This is a genomic window from Leptospira levettii (assembly GCF_002812085.1).
GTDB lineage: Bacteria > Spirochaetota > Leptospiria > Leptospirales > Leptospiraceae > Leptospira_A > Leptospira_A levettii.
In genome coordinates this window covers 1,510,356-1,533,028 of the sequence record NZ_NPDM01000001.1, presented here as the reverse complement: position 1 = coordinate 1,533,028, position 22,673 = coordinate 1,510,356, and the positions used below count along the sequence as shown (strand labels likewise).

Sequence of the window (22,673 nt, the reverse complement as noted above, 5' to 3'; positions counted from 1 at the left end):
GTCTCCTTGGTGTTAATTCGATTCCCTTTCGTCTAACAAACAATGTTTTCGGAAAAACCAGTTTGGATCTGGAAGGGAAATCCTGAATTAGTTCTCTTACAACTGGTAGGCCTTCTCTTATTTTTTTACTTTGCCTTTCGGATCAGTGCTTACTTCACCCACAGGTATGAACTCGTCCAAATGCATCGTAAACGCCTCGATCGCCTAGCATTCCGAGCGGGGTGTAACCAAATGGAACGTTCCCTCCTGCAAACATTTTACAACCAATTGGACCGTCACCACCGAGTCCTCCTCGCTCACAACCATGCGAAAGAATACTTACGTGCCCACCTCTTACAATTTGTGTCACAACTTGGCAGGGAGGAAGAACTGACCTTTTTATCCCTCGTGGCTAAATTTTTGGGAACGGCCCGTGAAACATCACCAGTCTTTGGGGTGCGAGAGTTTGTTCTCGTCCATTGGGGAAAGGATTCCTACTTAGCACAAGTAGTCGATCCAGGCCTAAGCGAGGTCAGAATTAGGTTCAGTCCAACCAAACGAAACACGGGCACACCAATCCAAACCAAGATCACGGTGTTCAGAGAACCCAAAGGTTTCCAATCCATCCACGGCAGTGTGGAAATGGAGACAGGTTCCACCTTCTTTTTCCGCCCAAACCAAAGGTGAAAAACTTCTTGAATGAAAAACGGACCAATTCCGATTCTCGCTTGAAATATTCTTTCCACGAAAATTAATGTGACATAAGTCCATGAAGTGGAATCGCATCAATCAAAATGACGAATTGTTCTCCCTACTTTTCGTATTCCTGTTTTCCTTTACTTCCCTAATTTGGAACGGCAACTTCATGGTAAGAGGGATTGCCAGCTTTCAGGGTGTAGGCGACTTTTTTTCTGGGTCCTTTGATTCCTTCGGATCCCTCATCAAAAGTAGTTATAATAAACTCGAGTCCTTCGAACGGGTAAGAGAAGAGCGTGATTCTTGTTTGAACGTAATGGAAGAATACCGCCAACTCTCCAAAGACGTAGAACGCCTCAAAGCTGAAAATGCGATCCTCAGACAAGAGTTAAACTTTCCCCTCAGGTCCGAATATCCGTCGGTTCGTGCAGAAGTTCTCAGCGTTCGTTTGAATGCCATTTATCGTACCATCATCATCAACAAAGGGTCAGAATCTGGGATCAAACCTTATATGCCAGTCGTAGCACGTGCGTTAGACGAAAAAGGTAAATTCACCGAAGCCCTTGTTGGAAAAATCATTGCAGTTTCAAAAGGATCTGCGGTAATTCAACCCATCATCAATTCCAATTTTTCGATGGGAGTCTCAATCCCTGGAACCAATTTATGGGCTTCACTCAATGGAAACAGTGGTCGCGGAACAGATGTTTTGTTGGATTATATTGACTCAGGGATTGTGATTGATCCGAAAGCCATTGGCAATTTTCCCATGGGACCAAACCCTCCACCAACTTCGACAAACACTATGTTTACAGAAGGGTTTAGTAAAATTGGAAAAGCCGTATTTAGTTCCGGTGGATCGGGAGTTTTCCCTCCAGGCATTCCAGTGGGAACCATCATCGAAGAAGGACCAAGGAATGGTTCCTTTAAAACTGCCATCTTACGTCCGTTTGTTGAATTCGACAAATTATTACACGTGATTGTCTTAAAAAAATTGCCTGAAAAATGGCGAGAAGAGTGGCCTGCTGAAAAAACTATTCAAATTGAAGGGCCATACTTTGGTGAAATTGATTTCCCTAAAGAAAAAGATTATAATAAAAAAGAGAAAAAACAAGGAACACAAGGTTTTGGAAACCCAAGTACATTTGGTACACCAAACACAGGTCGTACGAATCAAAGCTCAAATCCTACGGCGCCTTCAGAACCTTCTCCTTCTCCCCAAAACACTGAGGGACCTAAGGAGGTGAATCCATGATTTTAGATAAATTATTTATCATCATAGGAATGTTACTCGCTCATTTTCTAAATGGCTCCAATGTATTCGAATTAGGTAATGCAATCCGTCCTGATTTTATGGTCATTTTTGTAGTGTTCTTTGCACTTAGAAAAGGACCTATGTATGGACTTTGGTTAGGATTTTTTGGAGGCCTTCTCACCGATACTGCACTTGGTGGTGAGATTGGCGGTGACAATATTGTGTATTACAAAATTGGCCTTCATTCTTTTTCCTATGCAATCATTGGTTACATCGTGGGAAAAGGTCTTAGAAGTTCTTATACAGAAAATTATATCTCCATCACAATTTATGTTTTGGGACTTACCTTTGTATCAAGACTGATCACTTACTTACTTTTCTTAATGTTCTTTCACTCAAACCATAGTTATTCCTTTTTATATGTTTCACTTTATAATGCGTTTTTAGGGCCTGCATTATTCTTTTTATTCTCATGGGCATATCGATTGGATGGAGATGAGGTGCGGCAATGAGCCAGTCGGCATCTGAGTTTCGTTTAGAAGCAAGTTTTCGTAAACGATTGTACTTTTTTACAGGGATGATTGTATTTACGTTAACTGCGTATATTTTACAATTATTTAACTTACAGATTGTACAAGGGAGTGAAAACTCTCTCAAAGCCGAACGGTTTGTCCGTCGAAGTGAATCGATTCCTGCAGATCGTGGAAATATTTTTGATCGAAACTTTTTAACACCAGAAACAAGCCAACCTCTTGTATCTAATTCCGCATCTCTTGATGTGATTTTGAATACTAGTTTACTCAAAAACGATGCCAAAAAAGTTAAAGAGTTCATTTACAAATTTTGTGAGGCTCTTTCGATTCCGATCGTTTATTACGAAAAAGAATTACAAGAATCACGTTTGATTAAAAAAATCCGATCCAGAGAACCATTTGTTTTACTCGAAGGAATCTCCAGGGAACAACAAGAAAGAATTTTAGTTTTAGACAATATCAATCGGTATGTGTATCTTGTTTCTTCGCCTGCACGTGTTTACCACATGGGACCTGCCCTTTCGCATGTGACAGGTTATGTGGGAAAACCAACCACAAGTGACTTACAAGAAAAAGAAATCAAAACTTACCAATTGATTGGAAAAGGTGGGATCGAATCCCTTTACGACACAACACTTCGTGGCCAAGACGGATTTCGCATCCAAAAACGAAACACAGAAGGAAATATCGAAGAAGAACGTGTCATCGAACATTCAGTTCCAGGTAATAATTTAATCCTCACAATTGATAGGGATATGCAAATTGCTGCTTACAAAGCACTAAAGGGTGTTAGGGGAACAGTCCTAGCAATCAAAGCGACTACTGGCGAAGTTTTGGCTATGGCTTCCAATCCTTCCTATGATCCCAATATTTTGTCTGGTAAAAATAAACTCGAACGTTCCAATCACTTCACTCGTGTTACAAACAATGGTGGGTTTCTAAATTTAGCCATCCAGTCCAGGTTCCCACCAGCTTCCACATTCAAAACCTTGGTGGGACTTGCTGCCATGGAAAGTGAACATAAAATCAATTTTGATCCCAAACAAACCTTTTCTTGCCCAGCAAGTTTTACCTTAAAGTCAACCTTTAAAGGGGTTCCAGACCAAGTGTTTTATAACTGGGACAAAAAAAACCATGGGGAACTCAATTTAGCACAAGCACTTGAAAAATCAAATTCAGTGTATTTTTACCAACTTGGTTATAAATTAGGTGCTGAGCCAATTCTCGCCTACTCTCGGTTATTTGGTTTGGATAAAAAAACAGGAATTGATTTACCTGGAGAGGCTACAGGTTTTATCCCAAGTTCCGATTGGAAAAAAAGAACTTACGGTAACAAATGGTTTGATGGGGATACTGTCAACTTATCGATCGGACAAGGTTTTATATCAGTCACACCCATTGAGATGGCTTTGTTTTATATGGCAGTGGTGAATAATGGGAAAATATACAAACCGTACGTTGTGTCCGAAATTAGAAGCCCACTTGACAACTCTCTCATCCAAAAAACAGAACCAACTATCTTGCGTGATATTCCACTCAAAAAATCCACTGTGGAAGCATTAAAAGAAGGATTGTATTTGGTTGGGTATTCTGGAACTGCATCTGGTGTTCTCAATTCACCAACGTTACCAGAAATTGCAGGTAAAACGGGAACGGCACAAACAAGACGCAGAGGAGCATCATCCTCAAACCATGCTTGGTTCATTGGGTATGCACCTGTGAATGCACCTGTCGAAAAACAGATCTTAGTTGCAGCGTTCGTTGAATATGGAGTTGGTGGTGCAGCATCTGCTGCGCCTGCAGCAAGGGAAGTTTTTAAAGCAGCTTTCCCACCTGGATCTTTCCCACGAACCGATAGATCCCGTGCCAAAACTATGGAAGAAGAAGCACCAGTCGAACAAGAGGCATTTTAATGGCTGATCGTAATACAGAAAAACTCGATTATTTTTTAATCTTCTCCGTTGTGTTAGTTGCGATGGCGGGAGTTCTCACTCTTTACACGCAAGAAGCTAATACAGCAGATGGACTTGGTCGTTGGTACAAACAATTTTCCTTTGTGTTTGTGGGACTCATTGCAATGTGGTTTATGTCGAGGATCAATTACCAATTGATTGGTTCCTATGCTCTTTTCATTTACCTATTTTCCATTTTCCTTCTCATCATTACACTCATCCCTGGGATTGGTTACCTACCATCTGGACGTGGTGCCAGATCTTGGTTAAAACTGGGTCCCATCACTCTCCAAGCATCTGAATTTTCAAAATTGGCAACTGTGATTTTACTCGGCCAGTACTTAGTGATGAAAGAAAAGGAAATGCACAAAATTACAGTATTGATCATTCCGTTTATCATTTGTTTGGTTCCGATGTTATTCATCATTTTACAGCCAGACTTTGGAACTGCAGTTTCCTTTTTACCAATGTTATTTACTATGTTGTACTTAGGTGGGGCCGATATCCTACATGTTGGATCACTACTCACTTTCGGTGGAATTTCCCTTATGGTTCCCATGTACTTAGCATACTCACAACTGACACTTGTTCAACCACTCATTGACTTATTGCGTAAAGACAACAAAACAGAACTTGTATCACTTGTGAACCAACTCCAAGGAAAAATTTGGCTGATTTTAGATGGAAAAAAAGTATCGGGTCTCACTCTTCCAGGAATAGAGAATCCAAAAAACTTACAAATGATACGTGAAGCAGCAGAAATTGTAAAAGATGAATACGCAAGTATTGGATATAAAATTTTATCCAATGAAGCATTTATGTTTGGTCTCGGCGGTACATTAACACTCATTAGTTTAGTGATGATTTTTATACGGATTGCACGTGGTTCGCGTCATCTTAGAAATTATTATATCACCATTGGTATCCTTGGGCTTTCTGTTCTTTCTGCGATTGCGGTTCACAAATCGATTCCTTTCCGAGAAAATCAGGTGATCCGACTCACTGCATTTTTAAATCCAGACCAATTCAAACAAGGAGCAGGCTACCAACTCCGTGCCTCCAAACCGGCTGTAGGATCAGGGAAGGTTTTTGGAAAAGGACTTTTCCATGGTGAGATGACGGAAGGAAGGATCCCACATGTTCCCGAATCAGGTACAGACTTTATCTTTGCTTCTTGGGCAGAACAAACTGGTTTTTTTGGAAGTGTCTTGTTATTATTCTTTTTGATGTCCATTCCCTTACGTGGGTTACAAATCAGTTTTGAAAGTAAGGACAGGTTTGGATCTCTCCTCGCAGCTGGGATTGTAGCGATGATTTTTTTCCATATCGCCATCAATGTTGGAATTGTAATCGGTCTCCTTCCTGTAACAGGTGTTCCACTGACTTTTATGAGTTATGGTGGATCCCATTTAGTGATGGCAATGACTGCCGTTGGAATCATATTATCGATTAAAAAACGTAAGTTTGCGAACTAAGTATTCGAATGAAACCTACCAAAAAAATTCTGGATGCAGATGAGTTCTTCCAAACCAAAGTAAAGTTGGAAGAGGAACTCATCCATTTGGAAGGTCTGGAACGAGAAGTGAACGATCAAATTTCCAAGTTAGTGGGTTTATCCGAAAAACTCATCGAATGTTCTGAATCAAATGAATCTCCTTATTTTTTACAACGAAGCAAACGCCTCAGTGCTGAAATCCTCAAATTCAAAATCAAAAATGAATACAAACAAAAAGAATTTGATTCCCTTTACCATATCTTAGATAAAATCAAATCCGGAGACAAAATCGAATTCTTAGATTCTGCATTAAAAAACCGAATTTCAAAAATTGCCCACCACATGGTGGAAAAAAAAGAAATCCCAAAAGAAAATAGTCAGATTTCATTAAAAGGGAATCTTAAAAACCAAAACAGTGGAAAACTGGCCTTCATTTGTTATGTGTTAGAAGGGGTACATTTCCTTTTGCCTAAAAAACCTTACCGAGTTATACGCAATATCCCTGCTTTCAAAAAACAAATCAAAATCAAAGATAAATTGATTCCTATGTTCCCAGGCCCTGGATTTATCCTTATGGAAGAAGGAGAATCAAAAGAGAAACATGTCATCCTAATGAAAAATTCTGACAAACAGGAATGTGGTTTTTATTTTGATGCATTAAAAGAAGATTGGGCCATCTCCAAAACTTCTTTGGATTCTATTTTAGAAAAAGAATCCAATTACAAATCAATTGTCGGTACAATCAAACGCAAAGGCAAACGTTTCCACGTCATCAATCTATAACCTTCATCAATCTGCGCCGCACTTAAGTATATCGAAGCGACGATTTCAATTTATAACTGCAAAACCAATAAACTAGTTTCTTTGTCTTTATTGAGTTGGTTCTTTAGAGCATCAATCCCATCAAACTTTTGTTCTTCTCGGATTTTTTTTACCATTTCCAATTCAATTTCTTTGCCGTATAAATTTCCATCAAAATCAAAGATGTTTACTTCTACATGCAAACCTAACCCATCAAAGGTGGGATTGAAACCAATGTTTACCATTCCTTTGTGATCTTTTCCATCAAACTTAACAAAACAAGCATACACACCTACCGAAGGTAAAAGTTTATCACTTGGAACTTGGAGGTTTGCCGTTGGAAATCCAATTGTACGTCCCCGTTTGGCACCTTCCACCACTGTGCCAGAGATATGATAATTTCGTCCGAGTAAAATCTTTGCTTCTTCCATTTCTCCTTTGTCGAGAAAACCTCGAATCAAAGAGGATGAAATTTTACTGTCTTTTTTTAAAACTGCTTCTCTTAACTCAACCGCATAACCATAATTAGCTTTGTGAAAATCAAGAAGTGTAAAATCTCCCCTTCTTTCAGCTCCAAAAAAATGGTTATAACCAATCACAATGTGTTTGGCATGTAAAGTTTGGATCATGATTTTTTCTAAAAAGTCTTCTGCAGACATTTTCGAAAGTGAGATGGTAAAATCTAAAACGATGAGGTAATCAATCCCAAACCCACGGATGAGTTCCTCTTTTTCTTTTTCAGAGGAAAGGTATTTAAAATTTGGTTTTTTCCCAAGCACAACTGCTGGGTTTGGATAATAGGTAACCACAACCGAAGGAATCCCAAGTTCCTTGGCTTTTTCCACAGTCCGTAACAAAAGTGTTTGGTGGCCCACATGGATTCCGTCGAAATTTCCAAGTGTCAAAGAAGAGCCTTGTTGGAATTCATTTTGGATCGATTCTAAAGAGCGAATAATTTTCAAAGGGGGACTTGTCTCGTAATCCGATACTTGGAATAGGTGCTACCATTGAAACTACGAATCCTTCTCTTTACGGCAATCTTTTTATCAACGAGTGGTGCACTCCCTGCAGACGATTCGAAAATTCCCAAACAAGAATTTGGATTGGAGGAAGGATTATTACCGGAAGACATTTCTACCTTTCCCGAGTTGAAAACCTGGGCCATTTACCAGTCCTATGAATTAGAACCAGATGGTCCCTACCTGGGATTACAAGATTCCATTTGCCGGATGGTGCCCGAGTCGGGACTTCGTTTTCTTTTAGAAAAACCAAGTGATACAAAATCCACAGTGTATCTGTATTTGGACTTAACGATGTACAAACCACTGAAAGGTTCGAAGTTCAAACCTAGAAAATTACAAATTTTTGTGAATGGAAAACCCAAACGTGCCATCCTGACAGAACGTACCAAAGGTTTCCAGAATCCTGTGGAAATCCCACTCGAACCTTCTGAATACCCAGATGGCAAAATTTACGTCGATTTAGTGCCGAGCCAAAACTCAGTAGGCCGTTTTTGGGGGATTTGGGATGCGTTTGTTGTGGAAAACCGTTTGGACGAGAAAGATTGATTATACCGCGTATTTTTCGCGGTATTCGTCTTCCCCAATGGTTTGGAAGTAACTGGTAAGACCTGCTACCTTAAACACCTTCTCAATTGCTGGTTTCATATTGGCAATGGAGAACTTCCCTTGCAATTCTTGGACATAATTCAGCTGTTTGATGAGCATTCCAATCCCAGACGAGTCAATGTAGTTCAATTTCTCTAAATTGATGATGACGTGGAGGTTAGAAGTTGGTTGGTTTGGGATATTGGTTTCTAGGAAGTTTTTAAAATCCAAGGAAGTGTAAATGTCCAAACTTCCGGAAATGCTGATCACAAAAGCGTCTGCATTCTTTTTCAGATTTATTTCCATGGGAGACCTACCGCTAGCGTCCTGTTTTTACGTTTTTTGTTCAACCTTATTTTTAACAAATTAATAATTTCATTTCAAAAGTCGAAAATAGATATAGAGTTTACTATCTGGGAGTTCGTATGCGTACCTCGTTTGTCTTAATTTTTACCTTCCTCTTCACCGTTGGTCTTTTTGCCGCGGATGAAAAAAATGAACCTGTGAGCCAAGCAGATTCCCACAAATTGAATCCAGATGGAAGCATCGCTCTCATCCCGTATAATGCTAAACAGCAACAAAAAATCGATCGTATTGGTAAGGAAGTGGATGATTACCACGCCATGATCAATGAGAAGATCAAGTTCCTTAGTTTTGAGAAAAAAATCAAAGACAGTCGGTATGGTCAAGTTTCGAGCGCACGTGAAATCCACTTACCTTATGAGCCACGTTATGTGATGCACAGCCGTTTTGTAATGAAACTAAAAGGTGGCGGTGGTGCTGAAGGTGGTGGTTTTTCCCTTGATGAACTATCCTTTTGGTCACGTAAGTCATTAACAGATAAAGGAAAAGACCCAGTCACAACCTACCGCGAACTCAAAAACAATACAGCTGGTGGTGTTAAGGGACTCATTCTTTCCGTACGCACTGTCACAAATGCTGACGACAACACTCTCAATTATGAATTGGAAAAAATCCAAAGCCCTTGGGAAAGAATTCGATTAGCGACTGCTTACCGTGACAGGCTCCGTGAAGTGGCAAGAAATATTGATCGTTACATCCAAGCAAAAGGAAATCTCGAAACTAGAATGGTTTCTGAATCCGTAATGGAAATCTCTGTGAGTGGAGATTTCGAAGAGCCGTAGTTGAATTTAGGTGGGATTTGTTAATTAATGCCACCGCAAAACAATAATTTATACGAAGTATTAGAAATCCCTTTTGGAGCTACGACGGAAGAAATTAAATCTTCTTTCCGTCGTCTCGCCAAACTATACCACCCCGACAATCCGATCACTGGCTCCTATGCCAAGTTCCAATCCATTCATTTTGCATACCAAACTCTTACTGGTGATTCACGAAAACACTATGATGATGAGTTCAAAAAAAATTACGCAAAAGCTTTTTTAAAACGCAAACTGGAAGAACATCCCATTGTGTTACCAGTCTCACGTGTAAGATTTACAACTGGGATCATTGACCTTGCCAAACGTGGCCTTATGAGAAAGGGTTTTCGCAATAAAGATCGTAGAAAAGTCACGGGCATTGATTATGATCTCGTGATCGATCTAAAAGAATCGGAAACGGTACGACCTGTAATTGCCGTGATCCCACTTACCGTTCGGATTGTATGCCGAGATTGTATGGGAAGTGACCCACATTGTCCTGCGTGTAATGGCCGAGGGAGTTATAAAGGGTATCGAAAACTAAATGTAGAATTTCCAGTTTCGACTCTCATCCCATCCAAAATCTTTGAATTTGATCTTTCCAAATTTCGTCCTGATTCTTTCACACATTTTAAGAAAAAAATCCTAAGGGTGAAACTTCTCATCCATAAAAATATCCCTTTACGGACAAAGACCGCTGTCTAAAAAGGAAACCAATGGAGAGGATTCCAAAAATCGTATTTCTATCCCCAATTTATAAAGAAAAAATTTGGGGTGGTCGGAAATTGGAATCAAAAATGGGACGAAGTATCCCGGAAGGATTGATTGGAGAATCATGGGAAGTTTCCGTTTATGGTTCTGATGTTTCCAAAATCCAAAATCCAGAATTTTCAAATCTTCCACTCACCGAACTCATCAAAAAAGCACCAAACGAAGTATTAGGAAAACCATTTTCCAATTCAGGTTTACCCCTACTCGTAAAAGTCATTGATGCAAAAGAAAAACTGTCTGTCCAGGTTCACCCAAACGATGATTATGCGCTCAAATATGATCCGCAGTCCAATGGTAAAAAAGAATGTTGGTATGTTTTATCAGCAGATCCTGGGGCCGAACTCGTTGTAGGATTTGACATTCACACAAACCGAAATGAATATGAAGCACTTGTAAAAGAAAACTTAGGAGAATCTGTTCTTAAAAAATGGAAAGTAAAACCTGGTGATGTATTCCTTCTAAATCCAGGGACCATACACGCGATAGGCGGTGGTGTTTTACTTTTAGAAGTGCAACAATCTTCTGACTCAACTTACCGAGTTTATGATTACGGAAGAATTGGTGACGATGGCAAACCCAGAGAATTACATTTAGAAAAGGCCTTCTCCGTATTGAATTTTGCAAAATCAATTGGAGATGAAAAACTTAAAAAAGAACTAATTACTTATCATCCTTTTCCTAGATATCTATTCACTTCAAATGACAAATTCAGACTTGAATCTTGGGAGTTTAACCAAGCGCAAAACTTCACCTTTACTCCGTTATCTGATCCAGTATGTTTTGGCATTTTTTTCACTGTTTCTGGATCCATTTATTTTCCAGAACTAAATCGTTCAGTTGGAACTGGAGAAACGTTTTTTGTGACTGCTTCCGGTTTTTCTGAGACGATTCATGCAACTGTAACCCCTGGGACAAAACTTGCTTTTATGTCCAGTGGCACCGATACTGTAAAATATCAATAACAAGACCTATTGACTTTTTGATTCATTTGGTATAATGGAGTGTAGAGAGGTTCTATGAAAAAACTTATTTCCATTTTACTCGTGTTAGCTTCCACTTCGCTATTTGCGTTATCTGAATTAGAGAATTTGATGATAAAAGAGGCAAATTCCCCAGAAAGTAAACAAGCTGCACGTTCTTACTTAAATGCAATGGCAAAAGAAAAAGAAGAAAATGCAAAACGCCACGAAAAGATGGCAGGCAATAAAGGCGGGAAAGCAGTTTCCGAAGCAAAATTCAAAGAACATTGTTTGAATCTTGCAAAAGAGTTCCGTGCTGAAGCTGAAGAATACAAAAAAGCAGCAGATGCTTTAAAATAAAAAATAAAATTTAGTTGGGTAAAGGAATCCGATCTGTTTCGTTTGGAACTTTTGGAAATTCATCCTTTGCCCATCTTTCCTTAGCAGAATCAATCAATTCCTGGCTTGTAGCGACAAAGTTCCAATACAAATGCCGTTTTTCTTTCAGAGGTTCCCCTCCAAGTAACATCAAACGACTGTTTTGTTTTGCTTTGAAAGAAACTTTTGTACCTTTTTCAAATAAAACCATACTTCCAACCGCATAAGATTCACCTTCTGATTCGATGGCACCTCGCGCAATGTACAACCCAGCTTCTTCTTCAGGAGAAAGTTGCCATTCTATTTGGTCAGCATCCATTTTTACATCGATGTCTGCATAAAAAAGTGGTGAATGTACAACGGCAGATGATTCTAAATCCAAAAACTTTCCACCTAACAAACGAAATATGAGTCCTTTTTGTTTCATCACAGGAATTTCTGTTTCGGAAAGGTGTTGGAAACTTGGGGATATTTGTTCTTTCTCTTTAGGGAGTGCAATCCAAGTTTGTATTCCTTCTAATACTTCATATTTTGGATCAAACTTAGATCGTTCACTATGAACAATACCAGACCCGGCAATCATCCAATTGGTTTCATTGGGCCGAATGTCCATCTCTACTTCTAAACTATCTCGGTGTGTGATCACTCCATCATACAAAAATGTAATGGTAGCAAGTCCAATGTGAGGATGGGCTCGGACTACAAGTTCTTCACCCGTGACAACAGGCACAGGTCCAAAGTGGTCAAAAAAAACAAAGGGACCCACTGACCTTTTTTCTAAGGCAGGAAGAACACGACGAATGATAAAATTATCTCCTAAGTCTTTTGAATGTCCGATCAGTGATTTTGTCATTTGAATTTAGACTTCTTTGTTTTGGGTTTTGAAGGAATCTTTTTCGTGGTCACTTTTGTTTTCCCTTTCGGTTTGTTTTTAAGGGAACGACTTTCTTGTTTTTTTGATTTGGAAGTGGACTTAGATTTGAGATTCTCTTTTGATTCTTCTACCTTCCCAACAAAAAGTCCAATGGCTTCTTTTCCCTTTGTCCAATGTGCTTTGTCTCTTGCATTAAAGTAGAGAATAAAAATATTTTCAGCTTCCGAATACTTCACATCACAGGCATACACATGGCTTGCCTTCCAACCACGCCCTGTGGGGCCAAGGATTGGAGTGTGGTTGATCCTTTCAAAATTGATTCCATCCTCACTTTGTAAAAACAGAATTGCCGAACAAGATTCCTTCCTCACAGGATTCCAAAAAATTCCATTCTGAAACCCTAAGTATCTACCTTTCCAAGGGATCACTTTAATGGAACCTGCGCCCAAATTACAAAATGGATCCATATCGTTAGGTGCTAAAATAGGATCTGAAAAATACGAAAATGGGCCAAGTGGGGAACTGGCTTCAGCAACCGTAATGTACTTTGGTTCACAAAAACCACAATCCGGAATCATTACAAGAGATGATGAAAAGTACATTCTGTACTTATTTCCAAACTTCACAAGACACGGGTTACTTACGGAATCACCGAAGTTTGCATCTTTATGAAATGGAAATTTTGGTACGATAACAGTTTTAGCAGTTGACCAATGGACTAAATCTTTGCTCGTCTTCACTTCAATTTTTGATTTCCATTTACGGTATGGAAACCAAGACATGAGGACATGTAAAAATTTGTATTTTTCATAATACAAATAATAAGTTCCATCTTCGAAATAGATAAAAGGTCGCATTGCATTACGAACAATGGATTTCTTTTTTTTCCAATGGATACCATCTTCGGAAACATACTCTAACACACCGAAGATGTTATGTGCAAACAGATGCCACAGACCATCTGGGCAAGATTCAGGAAATAAAAAACTAGGATCTGCCAGGATTGGAGATGGAAATCCTGGTTTGATGATAGGATCCTCTTGGTAGAGTTGCCAATAGATATTTTGTTTGTTCAAAGGGTAAATAAAACCTTATTTTTCTAATACATGTTTTAAATTGGAAAGTCCTTCTTCAAAATCATTCCCAATCATTTCTTCAAAATTCATAAAAAGTAACATCAAATTAAATGGATAAGGCATAGATCCATCAAACCCCCAAATTACTTTTGATTTTTTTGGATCTAAAGAAGAAACTTTCATATAACTTCTTTCTGTTCCTTCAAATGGTTCAAAAAATCGTAATTCGGTTTGCATCTCTAAAGTCTCGGCATTGATCATTTTGATCTCTTGTTCACCTACACCAACATCTTTCACTTGGCTTTCCCATCGAGATACAAAACCAACAGTGCCGTCTTCCCCTTTAAAAATCTTTTTCATATCAGGATCACGTTTTGCCCATACACTGTATTGGTCTTGGTTCTTTAACAATCGAATGAATGCAAACACTTCGCTTGCTGGTTTTGTAATGTCAATTGTCCTTTCCACTTGGTAACTTGATGGTAAAAATATTGCCAATACAAGTGGGACAGCGATGATTCCAATGATTCCGATTGAGATTTTTTTGCCTAGATTCATAACACGTAAATTGAATTCCAAACAATTCGTTCGTCAATTGATTTAACCTCGAGGACGCAGATTCCAACTAAAAATCAATAGGAAAATTGCAATGAGAGTGGAAACAAGAATTGCTCCAAGGGCAACATCCCAGGAATAATTTGTTGATAAAACCGCGATTCCTTTCCCTTGTGCGGTGCGTCCTAGTGACCCAAATAACCCAATAAAACCAGCGGCAGTACCAACCGCTTTTTTGGATGTAAAATCCATTCCTGCTACACCTAACAACATGACTGGAGGGTAAATGAATAGTCCAATCAAACCAAACAGAACATAGTCGATCCAGATATTCCCTGGAGGATTGAATAAAATTCCTAAAAATGCAAAAAAGATTGGAATGATACAAAGTAAACTGACCATTCCCCTTCTTCCATCAAACTTGTCAGAAACCCAGCCCATAAGTATGGTAGATCCAATTCCACCAAATTCTAAAATCAAAGTGGAATAACCTCCACCGAGTAAATCCGCGCCTTTTGTTTCTTTTAAATACGTTGGACCCCAATCAATTAAACTATATCGGATGATATAAACAAAAAAATTGATGATGGCAAATAACCAAATGTATTTATTTAACAATACTTGTTCAACAATCAATTGTTTGGTGGTCAATTCTTCTTCATGATTTTCTTTTTCTTCAGGTGGATAATCATTTCGATACTCTTCTATGGGTGGGAGTCCTTCAGACTGAGGTGTGTCCACAAGTCGAATGTACAAATAAACACTCCCGAGTAAGGCAATCAGACCTGGAACAAAAAAAGCATATTGCCAACCAAATTTTGCAGCTGAATGTGAAGCAACAACTCCGACAATCCCTCCTCCGATATTATGTGCAATATTCCAAAATGCAAATGTAGTACCCCTTTCCCTCACGGAATACCAATGCCCCAAGGAACGTCCACAAGGAGGCCAACCCATACCTTGAACAAGCCCGTTGGCTCCCCATAAAAATAAGTGGATCCAATAATGATTCGCAAATCCAAATGAAAAATTTAAAATGGCGGTGAGTAATAACCCTACTGCCATAAATTTTTTAGGATTGGAACGATCTGATAATGCACCCATAAAAAATTTTCCAATTCCATAAGTGATGGCAGTGACAGCTAAGATGTCACCCAAATCTGATTTGGAATAAGACAATGCTTCCCCAATTTCTTTTGAAACGGGAGAAAAATTATTACGTGTTAAATAGTATACCGTATAACCAATGAAAGTCGACTCTAATACTTGGAACCTTAGTTTTGGATAAAGAGTTGAAATTTCTTCTTTCGATTTTTGGGGGATCGCGGGTGCTGGAGCAAACCACTGACGAAGGGACTTGTACATAAACTTGGAAATTGATGTCTAATAATAAGGAGTCAAGTGTATTCTCATGAAAACAGATATTAGAAATGGATTTATTGGCACAATCGGAAATACACCCCTCATTCGTATCAATTCATTGAGTGACGAAACTGGTTGTGAAATTCTCGGCAAAGCAGAATTTCTAAACCCAGGTGGTTCCGTCAAAGACCGAGCAGCTTTATACATCATCCAAGATGCAGAAAAAAAAGGCCTTCTCAAAAAAGGAGGAACAGTTGTCGAAGGTACAGCTGGGAATACAGGCATTGGGCTTACACATATTTGTAATGCAAAAGGATACAAAAAAATCATTGTCATTCCAGAAACACAATCCAAAGAAAAAATAGAAATGTTACGAACATTAGGTGCTGAGGTGATTTTAGTTCCAGCAGTACCTTATACCAATCCGGGAAATTATGTTCGAGTCTCAGAACAAATTGCAAAGGAAACACCCAATTCACTTTGGGCGAACCAATTTGATAACCTTGCGAATCGAAACGCACATTTTGAAACCACGGGACCTGAAATTTGGGAACAAACCCAAGGGAAAATTGATGTGTGGACTACATCCATAGGAACTGGTGGTACTTACGCTGGTACTGCTATGTATCTCAAGTCCAAAAATCCAAATGTTAAATGTATCGTTTGTGACCCACATGGATCTGGTGTCTATTCATATGTCAAAACAGGGACCATCACCATTGAAGGTTCCTCCATCACGGAAGGAATTGGGCAAGGAAGGATCACAAAAAATATGGAAGGGATGCCTGCCGATGATGCTGTCCGTATCCATGACAAGGAAGCACTCAGTATCTTACAAAAAGTACTCCGAGAGGATGGATTGTTTATGGGAGGGAGTGTGGGGATTAATTTAGCAGCTGCTTACCAAATTGCGAAACAATTGGGACCAGGTCACACCATCGTGACCGTGTTATGTGACACAGGAACCAAATACCAGTCCAAAATATACAATCCAGAGTTTTTAAAATCGAAAGGTCTCGATTGAAACATTGATGGGACAAAATCAAGTAGATTGCGAAGGAAACCTAAGAACATTCCCTAAAAATAAATTTCCAAACTTTTCATTCTCACTTTGAACTTGGTTCTCATACGATTGAGAATGAATCTTAATATGAAGGCAAAAGGTCGAACATCCAAATCCGTTTCTCATTGTTGGAAACAGAGTCGATTTTCTAAAAATTTAGATTTTCTCTAGACGAAATCACCTCTCAGTTGTTACTCTTCTTTAGAAATGAAATTATTAGATCGGAATGATTGGATCATGGGAAAAAGATTCCTTCAGAAAATCATCATATCCTTATATTTCATTCCTGTCTTTGGATGTTCGTTTCCGACAATCAATCGTTCCTTACTCGAAACGTTTACAACCTTTCGGTTTCTCCAAGCAAATACCCTATCTTATTCCATTCGTTTTCAAGTCTCAGGTTTACTCGGAACTGGATTACAAATCGAAAACAACGGTGAGGTGATGGATATCAGTTCAAATGGAACTTATACCTTTACTAAAAAAATAAATTCTGGTGCCACTTATCATGTGACAGTCAAAACACCTCCAAGTTCCCCCATTCAAAATTGTATTGTTTCTTCAGGCCAAGGAACAGTACTCAATGGAAACATTGAAGGGATCCAAGTAGTTTGCGGGAGTGCATTGTATCTCATCAGTGGAACGGCAACCGGACTTTCTGGGAATGGTTTACAATTACAAAATGTCACAGGTGCCGGAACCGATGTCATCAATGTCAATAGTGCCAATTTTTCTTTTCCACCTCTTCCTGTGGGTGAGACTTATAATTTTAGTATCATAAGCCAACCAACAAACCCAAGCCAAACTTGTTCCATTACAACACCAGCGGTGACAAATGGTACGATGGTTGCCTCACCCATATCTGCAAGCATCAATTGTACAACCAATTCCTATGTTGTCAGTGCCCAAGTCATTGGAATTTTAGGTACACTCACAGCAGGAAATGAATTAAAACTCACATTAGATGGTTCCAATACAATTAATGTCACTGCAGACGGAACTTATGCCTTCCCAGGCACCTATTTAAGTGGTGGAAATTTTACAGTCACTGTTGATAACCCAGGTGGAGTGATCACTTCTGGGGTATGTACACTATCATCAGGTACTGTAACCGTAGGAAACGGGGCAACAAACTTTGCTGTCAATTGTAGCAATGCATTCTTAGTCAGTGGCACCGTATCAAGCCCTGGAGGTACAACAACAAGTGTGTTAGGTGGATCCGTGACGTTAGACTTGGTACAAACGGGTGGGTCACCTGCTTTTCCTACACAATCAATCACAATTAACCCAGGTGTCACAAATTTTACGTTCCCAAGTACCATACCAGGTGGTGTGGATTACCAGATTGTCGTTTTTGCAAATCCACCTAACCAAACTTGTACGATTACCGCTGGTGCCACTCATTCAGGGATTGTGTCCAATATGTCCAATGTTGTACTCAATTGTAGTTTAACTCTTCCTAGTTTTTCTCCTGTTAGTGGCTCTCTTTTTAACGATGATGGTACGGTTACCATTTCCAGTTTGATCCCAGGATCCGAGTATCGATACACAATTGGAAATGGAGCACAAGCGGATCCAACCTGTGCTACAGGAACAATGACAACTTCCACAGTCAATTTAACCGATAACAACCAAGCAGTGATCAAAGTAATTCATTGTAAGGTGGGTTGGGTAGAATCACAAGTTGTCACTGCTTCTTATACACTCAAAGTAGCAACACCAACTCCTAGTTTGGCGACTGGATCCTTTCTGGACTCAGGCCAAAATATTAGTTTCTCAAGCACAACAACTGGTTCCACATGGGTTTGTCACACTGCGGCAGCGGCAGTCCCTACTGATCCAGATTGTGGTTCTTCACTAAACACATGTAATACTGGTGTCCTTGGGAATTATATTTTTCCAACACCGGGTGTTTCTCAAAATGTAAAAGCCAGAATGTGCAAAGTAAATTATGCACAGAGTGATGTTTTGAGTATCAATTACCAACCAAATGTATATACAGTTGGAGGAACAATTAGTTCTCTCACAACACCCTTTGGAACCAATACTTTTATTTTACAGAATAATGGTGGTGATGATTTAATCATTGCTAGTAATGGAACGTTTACATTCAATACAGCTTTACCTACCGGTACAAATTTTTCGGTTTCTGTATTATCAGGTCCTCAAAATCCTTGGCAAACTTGTAATATCACAAATGCAAATGGTACAGTTTCCAATACTGCGATCACCAATATCGCGATCTCATGTTCGGTAAATCAATACAATATGAGCGGGAACGTTACTAGTTCTGTGATTTTACCCACAGGACTAACTGTTACCAACGGTGTTGATAGTATCAATGTTCCTGCTGGTGCAACTTCCACTCCTATTGCCTTTGCGACTCCGATCAGCAGTGGAACTGGATATGAAATCCAAATCACCCAAGAACCACCAGGATTTGTTTGTGCCGTTCAATCAAACATCCAAGGCACTATGTTAGGTGCAAATATCACCAATGTTACTGTGAATTGTGTAGCAGGTTATCGTTATGGAAATGCAATCGGTTTAAAAAAACAAGCACCTGTCCAAATCCATTATTATAAAGGCGACGTCACAACCGCAGCAGGTGTAGCCGGGAGTGGATCAAGTGATGGCCCAGCCCCTGCATCCAGTTTTAATGACATCAGTGGCATTACTTATGATGGAACAAAGGGTTTTATCGTAGATTCTGGAAATCATAAAATTCGTGTCTTCAACCCAATGACCAATACCGTATCCTCTTTAGTGGGAAGTGGAGCCGCGGGAAATACTCCTGGATCAGGTTTGAGTGGGACATTCAATCTTCCCAAAGGAATCACAACAGACGGTACATATTTGTATGTCACCGAAACTTTAGGGAATCGTATCAAACGAATTTTAATTAGCTCTGGTTATGCGGAAACGTTTGCAGGTGATGATACTGTGGTTTCTCCAGCGAATGCAAATCTTGATGCAACAGATCCACTTGCCGCCAGATTTGCATCACCTGCTGGCATTGTGATTGATGATAATAAACTTTACATCGCCGATCGTAACAATTCAGCAATCCGTGTCATCAAGTTAAGTACCCGTGAGGTCACGACTCTTGTTACCGGAGGAGATATCAGTTTTCCAGAAGGACTTACCATCATCGGCGATTACCTATATGCTACCAATTTAGGAACATACAACATCACAAAGACCCACAAAGTAACGGGCGTTACAACCATTTTATGTGGGAATTCAATGAGTGGATACATTGATGCCGTTGGAACTGATGCTTCTTTCAATTTACCACACGGGATCACTTCCGATGGAATCTTTTTGTATGTTGCCGATTATGGAAATCATTTGATCCGAAGAGTTCATAGTGGCACAGGCGAAGTGATCACCATTGCTGGTTCTGGAAACACTGGACTCATCAATGGAGTTGGTGTATCTGCATCCATACAATCACCAAAATACATTTCCAACTTAGGTGATGTAATCGTTTTCGGAACTGTCAATGCCCTTCGAACCATAAAGTCAGAAAGTTTACAATCTTATTTTCCATTGAATGGTTCCATTTCCAATTTTGTAAATAACCAAACGATTACTTCGATTGGAAGTCCAACATTCGGAAATGGTCGATTTAATGAACTAAATGGTGCAGCAAGTACTTCCGTAGGGAATGCAGGAATAGCACCTACTCCCAGTTTGTCGGTGAATAAAGTCACAATGGCTGGATGGATTTTATGGGATGGAACCAATTCTGGAATTGGAAAAGTAATCTTTTATAATGGTGATTTTACCAGCAATGGCCATGGATTGTTTATTGATGCAAAAGACCAATTGGCGATCTATCGCGGAGGTATGCTTCCTGATTCTACAAATGTGACTGTCATACCAAACCTATGGACCCATGTTGCATTAACCGTTGATAGTAACGATTTATACAAAGTATATTTAAACGGGAACTTAGTGTTTGAAAAAACCTTAAGTACAAATCCAGTTTCAGGAAATTTCACGATTGGTGTATCCTCTGCTGGTTCCTTTTTCTTTCCAGGGAGACTTGCTGATTTACGATTCTATAACAGAGAACTCAATGAAGCAGAAGTAAATGACTTAGCTAAAAATGCAGAAAGTACTTTGGTTGGAAATTCCTATGCTTCACGACCAATCCAATTGGCAGTTCAATACCAATTTACAGGAGACTCCACTTCAAAAGGACCTCTTGGTGGAAGTTTGTCTTTTTATGGTCCATTGACAAACTATTCGACTGGTATCAACAAAACAAATAATACCGCAGTCAGAATTTCTGCTTCTTCTGGTGGTTACTTACTCGGCTCGGAACAGGGTTTACCACATGGAACACAACCAAGGAGTATCTGTGTTTGGGTAAACTTAGAAACTTATCCAAATATGGGAGACAATGCTCCTCTCATCACATATGGAGGTGCAGGTCCCTCCACTGAATTCATTCTAAATGTATACAGAGCATCCCCTACTGGTGACTTAAAACTTCGGTTTGGTGGTCTCGGCGGTGGAGAATTGTATCCATCCTATACACTGCCATTAAATCGTTGGACTCATATTTGTGGTACATTTGACGGTAACAATGGTTGGTTATATGTTGATGGAGTGGAAATTAGTGGACCAGTGAACATTGGTTCGTCTATCAATACAACAACAGGAACAGGATTGTATGTTGGTCGAATGGCTTCGTTTCCAGGCCATATGTTTGGTGGCAAAGTGGATGAGCTTAAAATTTATGCAAAAGCTCTCACTCAAAAGGAAGTACGAACCCTCTCAGCACAAATCCCCAATGGTTTAGTTGCACGTTACGACTTTAACAAAAATTTTGATGATGTAAGTGGTTTCGGAAATCCAACCACAAGTGTGGGAGCAACTCTTGTCTCTGACAAGTATGGCAATGGAATTTCCGCATTGAATACCAACGGAATTACTTACTTAAACGTAAACACAACAACCTCATCCTTACCAAAAAATTCCCAACCACGAACGATTTGTGTGCAATACAAATCAGCTGCACTCAACTCAGGGACAATGATAAGTATTGGACCCAATGCAACCGATCGCATGATTGCGTTAGGCGCTGGTAATACAAGTTCTAAATACTTTTTTTCAGGTTACCTAAATGATGTAGAAGAATTTTATTATAACCATGAAAATGTATGGCATCACCTTTGTGGTGTGTTTGAAGGTCCTGCAGGAAGTTATGCTGCTACTATCTACCATAATGGAGCCAAACTCATCAGCCAAAACAAAAATACTTGGGATACAAATCCAAATGTTTTTACGATTGGAATTCGATCTGATTTACTCAATGGATTTAATGGTCAAATGGATGAGGTTCTCGTTTATAACCGAGCTTTATCGATGTTGGAAATCCAAGCTTTATCAGGTTATGATCCAAAACAAGTGATTACTTGGAATGCAAATCCGACAACAAGCAGTTTAAAACTTCACCTAAGTGCCGATAGTTTTTCGAATCAATCCAATTTTTCACCTGTTAACACTTGGCATGACAGAAGTGGCAATGCAGCTTCTTTTTTCGCTGGAGGTTCACCACCGACCTATAATAACACTGGTTTTAATAATAAACCTACAGTGAATTTTAACGCAGGCAATTCTGAGTATTTGTTCCGTGGTAGTGCAGCTAACATTCCTTCCAATAGTTCTACTTTTTTCATCGCCTTTTCAAGAACATCCAATTCCAATGATACATTTTTTGAATCAGCAACACCTGGTGTATCTTATTATTTTGATGGAGACAATATTCGAATGGCAAAACCATCGGATGGAATTGTTGGCTCTAGTAACATCCAATTTCCATATACAAACATTCCCTATTTGATAGCAGCAGAACAATTGAATGGAGTTTCCTTCGGTATGTTTTCAAGTGGTTATGCGATCGGTATCCCAACAGATCCAAGTAAAACATATTCACAAAATAATCTTTACTTAGGTTCTAACTCTAGTCCTGGTAATTTTTTCTCTGGTAATATCAGCGAAGTTCTTTATTACAATGTGAGTTTATCCAATCCAGGTCGTACCATAGTTTTCTGTTACTTATCTCAAAAATATAATATTGATTTGTCAGCTGCCTCGGTGTATTGCGATTGAAGATGTACCGATATCAATACCGGAATCTTGG

At 39.3% G+C, this 22,673-nt stretch carries 19 protein-coding genes; 13 read left to right on the top strand and 6 right to left on the bottom strand.

Annotated elements, in window-relative coordinates; all coding sequences use genetic code 11:
• Positions 1 to 42 precede the first annotated feature (42 nt).
• The 6 genes from CH354_RS07235 (at position 43) to CH354_RS07210 (ending at position 6,690) form a co-directional block, all read left to right on the top strand.
• Positions 43 to 666 carry a hypothetical protein gene (locus tag CH354_RS07235; protein ID WP_100766356.1) on the top strand — a complete coding sequence of 208 codons (624 nt, stop codon included), beginning with the start codon at positions 43 to 45 and terminating at the stop codon, positions 664 to 666.
• A gap of 82 nt (positions 667 to 748) precedes the next feature.
• Positions 749 to 1,927, top strand: a complete 1,179-nt coding sequence (gene mreC, locus CH354_RS07230; protein ID WP_100725886.1) for a rod shape-determining protein MreC — start codon at positions 749 to 751, stop codon at positions 1,925 to 1,927.
• Positions 1,924 to 2,439, top strand: coding sequence for a rod shape-determining protein MreD (mreD, locus tag CH354_RS07225; protein ID WP_100725885.1), 516 nt, complete (start codon positions 1,924 to 1,926; stop codon positions 2,437 to 2,439). The genes mreC and mreD overlap by 4 nt, the downstream gene beginning before the upstream one ends.
• On the top strand, positions 2,436 to 4,373 hold the full coding sequence (gene mrdA, locus CH354_RS07220; protein WP_100725884.1) for a penicillin-binding protein 2: 1,938 nt from the start codon (positions 2,436 to 2,438) through the stop codon (positions 4,371 to 4,373). Before mreD ends, mrdA begins: the two co-directional genes overlap by 4 nt.
• Positions 4,373 to 5,887: a rod shape-determining protein RodA gene (gene rodA / locus CH354_RS07215; RefSeq protein ID WP_100725883.1), complete on the top strand. Its 1,515-nt coding sequence runs from the start codon at positions 4,373 to 4,375 to the stop codon at positions 5,885 to 5,887. The genes mrdA and rodA overlap by 1 nt, the downstream gene beginning before the upstream one ends.
• Positions 5,888 to 5,895: 8 nt before the next feature.
• A complete protein-coding gene (locus CH354_RS07210; protein WP_100725882.1) occupies positions 5,896 to 6,690 on the top strand; it encodes a hypothetical protein in 795 nt (264 codons plus the stop codon).
• A 50-nt stretch (positions 6,691 to 6,740) separates the two neighbouring features.
• On the opposite strand, the gene CH354_RS07205 is transcribed toward CH354_RS07210, so the two are convergent.
• A complete protein-coding gene (locus tag CH354_RS07205; RefSeq protein WP_100728262.1) occupies positions 6,741 to 7,670 on the bottom strand; it encodes a bifunctional riboflavin kinase/FAD synthetase in 930 nt (309 codons plus the stop codon).
• 36 nt (positions 7,671 to 7,706) lie between these two features.
• Here CH354_RS07205 and CH354_RS07200 point away from each other — a divergent pair, with 36 nt between their 5' ends.
• The gene (locus CH354_RS07200; RefSeq protein ID WP_238760042.1) at positions 7,707 to 8,276 is read left to right on the top strand and encodes an LIC10729 family protein; all 570 of its coding nucleotides are present in this window, start codon (positions 7,707 to 7,709) and stop codon (positions 8,274 to 8,276) included.
• Here the strand turns inward: CH354_RS07200 and CH354_RS07195 are convergent, their stop codons facing one another.
• Entirely contained in the window at positions 8,277 to 8,621 is a 345-nt protein-coding gene (locus CH354_RS07195; RefSeq protein ID WP_100725879.1) for an STAS domain-containing protein, read from the bottom strand. It abuts the gene before it with no gap.
• A 119-nt stretch (positions 8,622 to 8,740) separates the two neighbouring features.
• On the opposite strand from CH354_RS07195, the gene CH354_RS07190 reads away from it, so the two are divergent.
• From CH354_RS07190 to CH354_RS07175, 4 genes are read left to right on the top strand one after another with little or no spacing between them, the layout of a single operon-like run.
• The gene (locus CH354_RS07190) at positions 8,741 to 9,460 is read left to right on the top strand and encodes an LIC_12936 family protein (protein ID WP_100725878.1); all 720 of its coding nucleotides are present in this window, start codon (positions 8,741 to 8,743) and stop codon (positions 9,458 to 9,460) included.
• Between the two features lie 27 nt (positions 9,461 to 9,487).
• Positions 9,488 to 10,183, top strand: a complete 696-nt coding sequence (locus tag CH354_RS07185; protein WP_100725877.1) for a DnaJ domain-containing protein — start codon at positions 9,488 to 9,490, stop codon at positions 10,181 to 10,183.
• A gap of 11 nt (positions 10,184 to 10,194) precedes the next feature.
• The gene (locus CH354_RS07180; protein ID WP_100725876.1) at positions 10,195 to 11,211 is read left to right on the top strand and encodes a type I phosphomannose isomerase catalytic subunit; all 1,017 of its coding nucleotides are present in this window, start codon (positions 10,195 to 10,197) and stop codon (positions 11,209 to 11,211) included.
• 54 nt (positions 11,212 to 11,265) lie between these two features.
• A complete protein-coding gene (locus tag CH354_RS07175; RefSeq protein ID WP_243395992.1) occupies positions 11,266 to 11,568 on the top strand; it encodes an LIC_10421 family protein in 303 nt (100 codons plus the stop codon).
• A 10-nt stretch (positions 11,569 to 11,578) separates the two neighbouring features.
• On the opposite strand, the gene CH354_RS07170 is transcribed toward CH354_RS07175, so the two are convergent.
• The 4 genes from CH354_RS07170 to CH354_RS07155 are packed head-to-tail and all read right to left on the bottom strand — an operon-like array spanning position 11,579 to position 15,456.
• A complete protein-coding gene (locus CH354_RS07170) occupies positions 11,579 to 12,439 on the bottom strand; it encodes a pirin family protein (RefSeq protein WP_100725875.1) in 861 nt (286 codons plus the stop codon).
• Positions 12,436 to 13,536 (bottom strand): family 43 glycosylhydrolase, encoded by a 1,101-nt coding sequence (locus CH354_RS07165; RefSeq protein ID WP_100725874.1) that lies wholly within the window; start codon positions 13,534 to 13,536, stop codon positions 12,436 to 12,438. Before CH354_RS07165 ends, CH354_RS07170 begins: the two co-directional genes overlap by 4 nt.
• Before the next feature lie 15 nt (positions 13,537 to 13,551).
• Positions 13,552 to 14,094 (bottom strand): SRPBCC family protein, encoded by a 543-nt coding sequence (locus tag CH354_RS07160; protein ID WP_100725873.1) that lies wholly within the window; start codon positions 14,092 to 14,094, stop codon positions 13,552 to 13,554.
• Between the two features lie 42 nt (positions 14,095 to 14,136).
• Positions 14,137 to 15,456 (bottom strand): MFS transporter, encoded by a 1,320-nt coding sequence (locus CH354_RS07155; RefSeq protein WP_100725872.1) that lies wholly within the window; start codon positions 15,454 to 15,456, stop codon positions 14,137 to 14,139.
• 46 nt (positions 15,457 to 15,502) lie between these two features.
• On the opposite strand from CH354_RS07155, the gene CH354_RS07150 reads away from it, so the two are divergent.
• Entirely contained in the window at positions 15,503 to 16,477 is a 975-nt protein-coding gene (locus CH354_RS07150; RefSeq protein ID WP_100725871.1) for a cysteine synthase A, read from the top strand.
• Positions 16,478 to 16,753: 276 nt separating this feature from the next.
• Positions 16,754 to 22,642 carry a LamG-like jellyroll fold domain-containing protein gene (locus CH354_RS07145; RefSeq protein ID WP_207762632.1) on the top strand — a complete coding sequence of 1,963 codons (5,889 nt, stop codon included), beginning with the start codon at positions 16,754 to 16,756 and terminating at the stop codon, positions 22,640 to 22,642.
• Positions 22,643 to 22,673 lie beyond the last annotated feature (31 nt).